Consider the following 10,129-nt stretch of genomic DNA (forward strand, 5'->3'; position numbering starts at 1 on the left):
CCAGAGCACGTCGCCGGAACTCCGGCGGGTAGGGCTTCGGCACGACCAACGATCTCCTTCACAAGATCGTCGAACCCTATGTCTGCCAACCTTCGTGCCCGTGAAACGGGGGCAAGATCAACGTGTCTGCCGAACCGGGTCACGGCGCGACCCGCCGTGCCGCCAGTGGAGGGTCGCCCGGACGCCAACTCTGTTGCTACAACCCCACTTTCGTCGTCACCCGGAAGGCGGCATCGAAACTCGCGCAACCTCACCGATCGTAGCCGGGAGTTCCGATTGCACGTTTCACCTGCACGTGCAGCGCATCCCGGGTCTCGCAGGCTGTGACCGGCCGCTTCCTAATCGTTATTTAGCGCTATTCCCCGAAATCCATTCGGGACGTAATCTCATATACACAACGCATTGAGGCACACCGCACCAACTCGCAGTCCCCCTTATTCCTAGTTGTTCCATGGCACACCCGCACCCGTACAAAGCCCCTCATCACCACCTCGCCGAGCGTCGCAGGACCCCGGCGACGTACCCCCTGCGTCCCCTCCAGCACCGCGGATCAGGTCGTCGTCTTTGGCGCGCCTAAATTAGGCAGCTGCGCCTGCGTCGGTCTGTGAGGTATTTCGACCAAGCAGCTGGAGGCCGGCATGAGGCCGAACCACGTTGTCGGGCGGAGTTCGCCGCCCTACCGAGTTCTACTTCCGGTCCGTCCCGCGGGCAGCGGCCTGCATCGCGCGGACCACCGACCCGCCGCCCCCATGCCCGGCGCCCGCCTGGCGTTGTCAACCGGGGTACTGATCGCGGTTACGTTGCTGGCACTCAACTTGCGCCCCGCCGTGACGAGCGTGGGCGCGATGCTCGCCGACATCCAGGCAGGCTCCGGCATGTCCGCCGTGCTCGCGTCCGCCGTCGTCGCCGCACCGGTCTGGTGTTTCGCGATCGGCGGGGGTCTGGCCTACAAGATGCGCACGCGGTGGGGCACGTCCCGAACCGTGTCGCTGGCACTCGTCGTGCTCGCGGCGACGCTGGCGTCGCGCGTGCTGGCCGGACCTTACGTGCTGCTGGCCGGAACGGTCGTCGCGTGCCTTGCGATCGCCGTGCTCGGCACGCTCCTCCCGGTGATCACGCACGCGGCGCCGGCCAAGTCATGGGCCTTGCTAACTGGTTGCTATGTGGCCGCCATGGGCGGCGGAAGTGGAATCGGCGCGCTGGTTACGCCGCAGGTGGCGGGACAGAGCTCGTGGCAACTCGGCGTGAGTGGCTGGGCGTTGCTGGCCGCGGCGGCGTGGGCGGCGTGGCGCATCGCGTCCCGGCGGTTCGTCGAGCCCGCCATCAAGGTGAAGAAGCACCCTGGCCCGAGCAGTCTTGAGCCGGCCGGCACCGCGTGGGCACTGACGCTCCACTTCGGACTGACGTCGGGCTTCACGTTCAGCATCATGGGCTGGCTGCCGAGCGTCCTGCTCGAGTACTCCCAGGTGGACCCGCCGTCGGTCGAGTGGATGTTCACCTTGGCGATGGCACTGGGCGTGCCGATCGCGCTGCTCGTGCCGCGCTGGGCGCGCAGATGGGAGTCGCAGTCGGGCCTGGCGGTGGCGCTCGCGACGCCGAGCGTCGTGGCGGTCGTCGGGTTGCTCGTGGTGCCGACGTGGGGCCCGTGGCTGTGGTCTATCGGCCTGGGCCTGGGGATGCCGGCGGTCGGTCTCGCGCTCGCGATGATCTCCATGCGCGCGGCGCCGGACGGCGACACCGCCGCGGCGCTGTCCGCGATGGTGCAGGGCATCGGCTATGCGATCGCGGGTGCCACGGCGCTGGCGTGCGGGCTGCTGCACAGCTCCACGCAGACGTGGGAGTGGCCGCTGCTCGCCCTGCTGATTGTCCTGTGTGGACAGATTCTCACCGGCCTGCACGCCGGCCTGCCGATCACCGTGTTCGCCGGCGGGCTGCCCCCGGAGCCGGCGCAGGTGCCGGCGCCGCGCAGGCCCGCCGAGCTCCCGCCGGCCGTACGCCGTGCGTTCCCGCCGTCGCCGGACCGCCCACGGCCGTCCGCGCCGTCGCCGGAACGTGCGCGCCCGTTCGCGCCGGATCGTGTGCGGACCGACCACACGCGGCCGCCCGCGCCGGACCGCACGCGTCCGCCGGTGCCGGTGGGGCATCACACGATGCCCCCGGCGCACCAGCCGATGCTGCCGTTCCCGCCGATGTCCGCGCCGATGGTGCCGACCCAGCGGTCTGGACCGCCGACCTTCCCGCCCGGGCCGCCGCGGCCATCGGGGAACGAGCCTTGGGGTTCGCGGAGCGGTCAGTACGGCACCCCGTTCGGACGGTTCGCGCAGGCTTCGCGCCCCGCGTTCGCTCCGCCGGACCAGCGCGGCCCCCAGCCGGCGCTGACCGAGGACCCGCAGACGGAGTCGATCTTCCCGAGTCCGCGCCGCGGTGACCCGACGGAGCCGACCGTGACCGAGGCGCTGAAGCCGCGCCGCGGCACGCCGGACGAGCCGTCGACAGATGGTCTGGTGCCTCGCGCGCCGGAGCCGGCCAAGGCTGACGCCACCTTCGCAGTGGAGGAGGCGCCGGTGACGGAGGCGCTGATTCCATCGCCGCGGTCCGCCGAGCCATCGCCGTCCGCACGACTGGTTGCACCGCCGGCTGCGCCACCGTCTTCGCCGTTGTCTGCCGCGCGGCAGCCGGTGGAGCTGGCCAGGGCCGACGCTACCTTCGCGACGGAGGAGCGGCCGCCGGTTACGGAGGCGTTGATTCCATCGCCGCGTGCTGCCGAGCCGACGCAGGCTGCGCCGGCGACTTCGGTGCGGCAGCCGGCGGCGCCGCCTGAGGCCGACGCGACCTTCGAGTCGGAGGAGGCGCCGGAGGCGGGGGCGTTGATCCCATCGCCGCGAGCCGCGGAGCCGTCCTTGCCACCGGCCGCGCCACGGAAGCCGGCAGAGCCGACGGCAACGGAGATGCTGGTCCGGTCACTGCGTGGGGCCATGTCGTCGACCGCTCCGCCACGATCGGCGGAGGAAGCATCGGTGCCGGCATCGCGCGCGGCCGAACCGTCTGTCCTCGAGGAGCCGGCTGGGACTGAGATGTTGGTCCCCGCACCGCGTCCGGCCGAGCCCTCGGCGCTGGCGGAGTCGCCTGGGACTGAGGTGTTGTCGCCCGCACCGCGTGCGGGCCGGCGGCCGGCGGCCGAGTCTTCGGCGTTGGCGGAGTCGTCTGGGACTGAGGTGTTGTCGCCCGGGCCGCGTGCGGGCCAGCGGCCAGCGGCCGGGTCGGCGTTGGCGGAGTCGTCCGGGACTGAGGTCTTGTCGCGTGCGGCCCGGCGGCCGGTGGCTGAGTCTTCGGCGTTGGCGGAGTCGTCTGGGACCGAGGTGTTGTCGCGTGCGACCGGGCGTCCGGTGGCTGAGTCGTCGGCGTTGGCGGAGTCGCCTGGGACCGAGGTTTTGTCGGGTACGGCCCGGCGGCCGGTGGCTGAGGCTTCGGCCCTGGCGGAATCCTCTGGGACTGAGGTGTTGTCGTCTGCATCGCGCGCGGCCCAGCAGCCTGCGGCACTGAACGAATCGGCTGGGACTGAGATGTTGGCCCCCGCGCCGCGTGTGGCTGAGCAGTCGGCAGCCGAGTATTCGACAGTCGTGCGGTCGGCGCTCGATGAGCCGACCTGGACTCAGATGTTGGTGCCCGCGCCGCGCCGAGCTGTCGAGCCGTCGCCGGCTGAGCAGCCGCCAGCCGTCGAGCAGGCGGATGTCGAGCAGGCGGATGTCGAGCAGGCGGACGTCGAGCAGGCGGACGTCGAGACGGACGCGGAGCCGGTGGGCGTCGAAGCCGAATCGAAGTCCGAGGCGGAGGAGTGGGCTGGAGAGATCCCTGAGCAGCGAGTGGGCGAGGCGGAACCGTCGGCGCAGGAGCCGTCGGCGGTTTCGCCGACCCACCCCGAAGTCGAGCACGGCGAGGCGATCACCGCGCCGGCCAACGGCGCCGAGCCGGCTGACCGCGCCGAGCACTGGGACTCGTTCGAACCCATCCAGCTCGAGCTCGCCCTGTTGCTCGACTCGCCGATGCCCGACCCGGACGTCTTCTACGAACGCACCATCCACATCCCCCACCCACGCCAACCCAGCTCGTAGCGGTTCAACGGCGAACCGCCCGCACAGGGCTCCCGGCCACGCCATGGTCGGGAGCCCTCCCAAGGAAACGGGATTTCCCCACACCACAGGTGGCAGGATTGTCCCGTGACCACACCGAGAACCGGCCGCCGGCGAGCCTTCGTGCTCGTGGCCACGGCCGTACTGGCGACCCTGGGCGTGCCCTCCGCCTCCGCGACCGGCCCCGACCGGCTGACGATCTCGACCGCGTCGAACCACCAAGCCCGGTTCGTCAGCGGTGGCGACGTTCTCGTTCGGGTCACCGGTGGCGACGGTGTGCGCGTCACACGCAACGGGCGCGACGTCACCGCCAGCTTCGCCCGCCAGCCCGACCGCGCGCTCGTCGGGCTCGTCGCCGGCCTGCGCGACGGCACCAACACCCTCGTCGCCCGCGACCGGGGGCGGCGGGCGGACGTCCGGATCACCAACCACGACGACGACGGACCCGTCTTCTCCGGACGTCAGCAACGCCCGTTCTACTGCGAGACCACCGCCTTCGGGCTCGCGCCCGCGCAACAACCGCTGTGCGAGGCGCCGGCCGTGGTCCGCTACCAGTACCGCACGACGGCCGGCACCTTCGCGCCGTTGGCCGACCCGTCGGCGCGTCCCGCCGATCTGGCAACGGCCACGGTGGCGGGGCGAGCGGTCCCCTACGTCGTCCGCGTCGAGACCGGGGTCATCGACCGCTCGGTGTACGAGCTCGCCGCCCTCGACGACGGCACCGGACCATCACCGACGAAGCCCGAGGCCGGCTGGAACGACCGCCTCGTCTACACCTTCGGCGGCGGCTGCAACGGCGGCTACCACCAGGGCGCGACGACCGGCGGCGTGCTGAGCGACCTGTTCCTGTCCCGCGGCTACGCCGTCGCGTCGTCCTCGCTGAACGTGCTCGACAACAACTGCAGCGCGATCATCTCCGCCGAGGCCGCGATGATGGTCAAGGAGCACTTCGCGGAGACCTACGGCCCCATCCGGCACACGATCGGCTGGGGCGGCTCCGGCGGCGCGATCCAGCAGTACGACATCGCCGACGCCTACCCGGGCATCGTCGACGGCATCATCCCGGGCGTGTCCTTCCCGGACGCGATCACCACGATGAACCCGGTCACCGACTGCGGGCTGCTGAACAACTTCTTCGCCGGAACCGGCGCCGGCACGGCGTTCACTCCGGAGCAGCGCCGGGCCGTCTCCGGCTACGTCGACTACAACACGTGTGTCTCATGGGGACTGTCCTTCCTCAACCGCAGCACGCCGACCGGCAGCTGTCCGCCGGCCATCCCGGTCGAGGCGCGCTGGCACCCGGTGGCCAACCCGGACGGCGTGAAGTGCAGCGCCGCCGAGCAGTGGGTGAACCAGCTCGGCCGCGACCCGCGCACCGGCTTCGTCCGCTCCGCCGCGGACAACACGGGTGTCCAGTATGGACTGTCCGCGTTGGCCGACGGGACCATCACGGCGGAGCAGTTCGTGGCCCTCAACGAGAGCATCGGCGGCTACGACGCGGCCGGCGCACCCGTGCCGGCCCGCACGAAGGCCGACCCGAAGGCGCTCGCCGCCGCGTACGAGTACGACCTGCTCAACAGCGGCGCCCTGGGCCTGCGCACCACGCCGATCATCGACCAGCGCACCTACCTCGACCGCGCGGGCTCGTTCGGCGACATCCACACCGCCGAGATGTCGTTCGTCATGCGTCAGCGGCTCAGCGAGGCCAACGGCACCGCGGCCAACCAGGTGATCATCGAGAGCGCCCCGGAGCAGGAGGCCGCGGCGGCGGTCTACCAGCTCGACGCGATGGACCGCTGGCTGACCGCGATCGCCGCCGACGGCTCACCCCGCGACCGGGCGGCGAAGGTCGTCTCGAACAAGCCCGCGGACCTCGCCGACGGCTGCTACCTGCCCTCCGGCGAGCGCATCCACGAACGGCTCAGCTACCCGCCGGCCGGCCGCTGCGGCGAGCTGTACCCGATCGCGGCGAACCCGCGTCTCGTGGCCGGCGCGCAGCTGTCGATGCGGGTGCTCAAGTGCCGGCTGGCGCCGATCGACCTCCGCGACTACCCGGCGCGGTTCACCGGCGAGCAGCAGGCGCGACTGCGGGCGACGTTCCCGGGCGGCGTCTGCGACCACACCCGACCCGGCGTCGGCCAGCAGCGACCCCGCGGCACCTGGCTCACCTACTAGCCCTTCGGAATCCAGCGGCGCCCGCGCTCCTCGAGGGTGGGCGCCTCGCCGGGCAGCGGGGTGGTCGTCGGCGGCAGCCGCAGGCCGTCGAGGATCAGCGTGAGGTAGCGCTGGCGCAGCTCGTTGTCGCGCCGCGCGTCGCCCTCGTGGACGGCGGCCAGCTGCTCGAAGATCACCCCGAGGTCGGCGTGCACCACGTCCGGCCGGATCACGCCGGCCTTCTTCGTGCGCTCCATCAGCTCGACGTTGAGCAGCCCGGAGTTCTCCGCGGCCGCGTTCAGCTCCTGGGTGGGGGTGAAGGTGCCGGCGAGCGCGACGGTGATCGAGTGCGTGTCGGCCTCGACGACGCGGCGCATGAACGTCTCGAAGACCTCCCACGGGTCGCCCTCGGTGTCCTCGACCGCCGCCCGCACGATCGAGGTGTAGGTCTCCAGCCCGTCCGCGCAAACCTTGCGCAACAGGTCCTCTTTGGACGGATAGCGGCGGTAGAGCGCGCTGATGCCGACCCCGGCCGCCTCGGCGACGGCCGCGATCGGTGCGGACGGCTCGGCGACGAAGACGCTACGGGCGGCCTCGGCGATGAGCCGGTCGTTGCGGGCGGCTTCGGCCTTGCGGCCGCTCATGGGCGCGTTCACCGGGACCTCCACCGAATGTCTCTGGAACAAAGCACTCTGTTCTGTAACGAGCATAGGGGCGTGCGGAGATCCGCACGCCCCCGTGCCGCTGCTCAGTGCGCGGCCTGCCGAGACTTCTTCGGCAGCAGGAACCCGAGCGCGAAGGTCACCACGGTCAGGCCGATCGCGATCACCGTGACGATCTCGGCCGCCCCGACGAACTCCGGCACGGTCGCGTGCAGCGGCGAGCCGACGGAGCCGAGGAACACCGTGCCGAGCACCGCGATGCCGAGCGACGCGCCGAGCTGCTCGACCGAGGTCAGCACGCCGGACGCGGAGCCGATCTCGTCGTCGCCCAGGTCGCCCACGATGATGTCGAACAGCGGCACGAAGATCATGCCCATGCCGAACCCGAACACCGCGAACGGCGTGACGAGCGTGCCGAAGTCCGCGGCCTCGTCCAGCACCGCCAACAGGAGGACCAGTCCGGCGGTCATCAGCGCGAGTCCGATGTGGAGGACGTGCCGGCCGAGGTTCGCCATCGCCGTCGCACCGAGCGCGGAGCCGATGAACGCTCCGGCCGCCCACGGAGCCATCGTCAGGCTGGCCTGCAGCGGCGAGTAGCCCAGGCCCAGCTGCAGCAACAGGCCGACCGCGAGCGAGAAGCCGGAGATGACGCCGAAGAACGCGATCACGAAGGCGACGCCGGAGCCGTAGGAACGCTTGGCGAACACGCCCAGCCGGACCAGCACCGAGCGGCCCTGCCGCGCGCGGCCTGCCTGGTACCGCACGAAGATCGCGAGCGTCGGCACCGACGCGGCCAGCAGCACGAACGTCCAGACCGGCCAGCCCAGCTCGTGGCCCTGGGTGAGCGGGTAGACGAGCAGGAACATGCCGGCGGCGGCGAGCAGCGCGCCTTTGACGTCGAGCCGCTGGCCGCGTGCGGACGGCTCGCTCGCCGGCAGCACCCGCCGGCCGACGATCAGTGCGAACGCCCCGAGCGGCACGTTGATCAGGAAGATCATCCGCCAGCCGGCGAGGTCCGTCAGCAGTCCCGCGACGACCGGGCCGAGCACGGTGGCGAGCCCGATGACAGGGCCGAGCAGCGCGAACGCCTTGCCGACCTCGCCACCGAAGAGCTCGCGGATGAGCCCGAACGACTGCGGCACCATGACCGCGCCGAACAGGCCCTGCAGGACGCGTGAGGCGAGCAGCATCTCCGGCGAGACGCTGGCCGCGCACAGTGCCGAGGCGACGAGGAACCCGGCCACGCCGACGACCATCATCCGGCGGCGGCCGTACATGTCGCCCAACCGCCCGCCCACGAGCAGCCCGACGGCCATCGCGAGCGTGTAGCCGGCGGCGATCCACTGCAGCGTCGAGGTCGAGCCGCCGAGGTCCGAGCGGATCGCGGGCGCGGCGATCGTGCCGATGGTGCTGTCGAGCAGGTTCAGCAGGTCGGCGGAGAGGATCGCGAAGAGGCCGAGCCAGCGGCGGGGGTGGACCTGCGGCGGGGCCTGCGGGACGTCGGCGGTCTGGGGCGGGGATTCGAGGATGGCGGTCACCGGAGGCTCCCTCGGAGTGCGGAACGGAATGCTCGGTTCCGTTTCAATCTAGCAGAACGGAACGCTTCATTCCAGTAGTCTTGGCAAGATCTTTTACGGCGCTGGGGCGCCTTGTGTGAATCACGTTCCGCGAGGTTTGTGAATCACATTCCGCGAACCGACTTCCGGCGGATGGTGGCGCTTTCCTTGGCGCAGCACGCTTGTCGGTATGAAACGCTCCCTGCGCACCGTGCTCCTGCTCCTCGTGGCCGTGCTGAGCATGATCGGGTTGTCGATCGGCGTCGCGTACGCGGACGACGGTGACGGCGACGGGCTCGACGACGGGCTCGAGGACGCGGTCGCCGCGAACTTCTTTCCCTATGTCTGGTTCGACAGCGGCGAGGACTGCACCGCCCCGGCGAACGAGGGCAACCCGGGCACGGTGGTCGCCCGGGTCCGGCCGCACCCCGCCGACGCGAGCAAGATCGCGATCACCTACGTGATCCTGTACGCCCGCGACTGCGGTGACTGGTGGGGCGGCGGGCACAACGGCGACGTCGAGCCGTTCACGATGACGCTCGCGCCGAACGATGGCTGCCAGCACGGTTTCGGCGTCCTCTCGGCGAAGACGATCGCGCACGAGGGCACCGCGTTCGAGCACGTCGACCAGATCAACCCCGGCAACGCCTGCGACTGGGGCAAGCTCGCGGGCGGCTCGCCGCAGGTGGCGCGGATCTACTCGGCCGAGAACAAGCACGGCAACTACGGCTCGACCGGGTCCTGTGAGGACGGTGCGCTCGGCAACGACCACTGCTCGGAGTCGTTCCTGCGCGACTACAACGTGGTCAACGCGGGCGAGGACGGCGCCCGTCGCATCGACGAGCTGTCCGCGGTCCAGTTCCCGGGCGAGTTCGCCTGGACCGACCAGCCGTTCTCCGGCGGCCTGGGTGCGGGCGGTGGCGACGCGGGCACGGTGCGGAGCAAGTTGCTCGATGACGGCCTGTTGCCACCCGCTTCCTGATCACACCAGCGCCCTTTCGGACGATCCTTTGACCGAGGCCGGTTTGTAGGATTCCGGCAATCGGGCGGAGGAGGCACGACGCGTGGCCGTGGTCGTGGGAGTCGACGGTGCCGGGCGGACCTTCCGCCTCCGGCGGTTGGCCGGTGCGCCGGCGTGGTGGGCCGCGGGCGACGTCGAGGCCGGGTTGGCCGGCGCGCGGGAGGACGGCGCGCTGGTCGTGGTGGACGACGCGCACCGGCTGGCCCCGGCCGCGCTCACCGCGCTCGCGGCGGCCGCGCGCGACGGCGTGCCGATGGTGATCTCCCGCCGCCCGACGATCGACAGCCCCGAGCTGGCCGCCCTGGACGAGGCGGTCGCCGCCGGTGGGGTGGAGGTGGCGGGACCGCTCGACCCGGACGAGGTGGCTCGGCTGATCGCGACCGCCACTGGGCGGACGGTGTCGCCGGAGACCGCGGCGGCGGTGCACGAGGCGTCGGCTGGGCTGGCAGTGGTGGCGGCTGCGCTGGCTACCGCCATCGCCGACGCGCTTGCTGCGGCGGGCGCTGGTTCCGGTGGTCGGGCGGGTGCGAGTGGCGGCGCGGGCCGCGGGGCGCCGGGTGAAGTGGGGCGGCCGGCTGGCGGGGCGGGTGCTGGTCGGTCGGGCGC

5 protein-coding genes and 1 pseudogene are annotated in these 10,129 nt (G+C 71.6%); 4 read left to right on the forward strand and 2 right to left on the reverse strand.

What is annotated here, in order from left to right; all coding sequences use genetic code 11:
* Window positions 1-827 precede the first annotated feature (827 nt).
* A complete protein-coding gene (locus ACRDSK_RS27495; RefSeq protein ID WP_431444227.1) occupies window positions 828-4,112 on the forward strand; it encodes an MFS transporter in 3,285 nt (1,094 codons plus the stop codon).
* 105 nt (window positions 4,113-4,217) lie between these two features.
* Window positions 4,218-6,305 (forward strand): DUF6351 family protein, encoded by a 2,088-nt coding sequence (locus ACRDSK_RS27500; protein WP_431444228.1) that lies wholly within the window; start codon window positions 4,218-4,220, stop codon window positions 6,303-6,305.
* Here ACRDSK_RS27500 and ACRDSK_RS27505 read toward each other — a convergent pair.
* Window positions 6,302-6,940 carry a TetR/AcrR family transcriptional regulator gene (locus ACRDSK_RS27505; RefSeq protein WP_431444229.1) on the reverse strand — a complete coding sequence of 213 codons (639 nt, stop codon included), beginning with the start codon at window positions 6,938-6,940 and terminating at the stop codon, window positions 6,302-6,304. The two genes, ACRDSK_RS27500 and ACRDSK_RS27505, sit on opposite strands and share 4 nt — an antisense overlap.
* A gap of 92 nt (window positions 6,941-7,032) precedes the next feature.
* Window positions 7,033-8,484 (reverse strand): MFS transporter, encoded by a 1,452-nt coding sequence (locus ACRDSK_RS27510; protein WP_431444230.1) that lies wholly within the window; start codon window positions 8,482-8,484, stop codon window positions 7,033-7,035.
* Window positions 8,485-8,692: 208 nt separating this feature from the next.
* Here ACRDSK_RS27510 and ACRDSK_RS27515 point away from each other — a divergent pair, with 208 nt between their 5' ends.
* Window positions 8,693-9,484 carry a hypothetical protein gene (locus ACRDSK_RS27515; protein WP_431444232.1) on the forward strand — a complete coding sequence of 264 codons (792 nt, stop codon included), beginning with the start codon at window positions 8,693-8,695 and terminating at the stop codon, window positions 9,482-9,484.
* 82 nt (window positions 9,485-9,566) lie between these two features.
* A pseudogene (locus ACRDSK_RS27520) lies at window positions 9,567-10,129 on the forward strand (hypothetical protein); the annotation flags it as partial.

The sequence above is a fragment of the Actinophytocola sp. genome (assembly GCF_050699915.1).
Classification (GTDB): Bacteria; Actinomycetota; Actinomycetes; order Mycobacteriales; family Pseudonocardiaceae; genus Actinophytocola.

Bases quoted from the DNA above. Each gene is read 5' to 3' on its own strand.
- ACRDSK_RS27515 (WP_431444232.1), top strand. From the start codon at position 8,693: ATGAAACGCTCCCTGCGCACCGTGCTCCTGCTCCTCGTGGCCGTGCTG.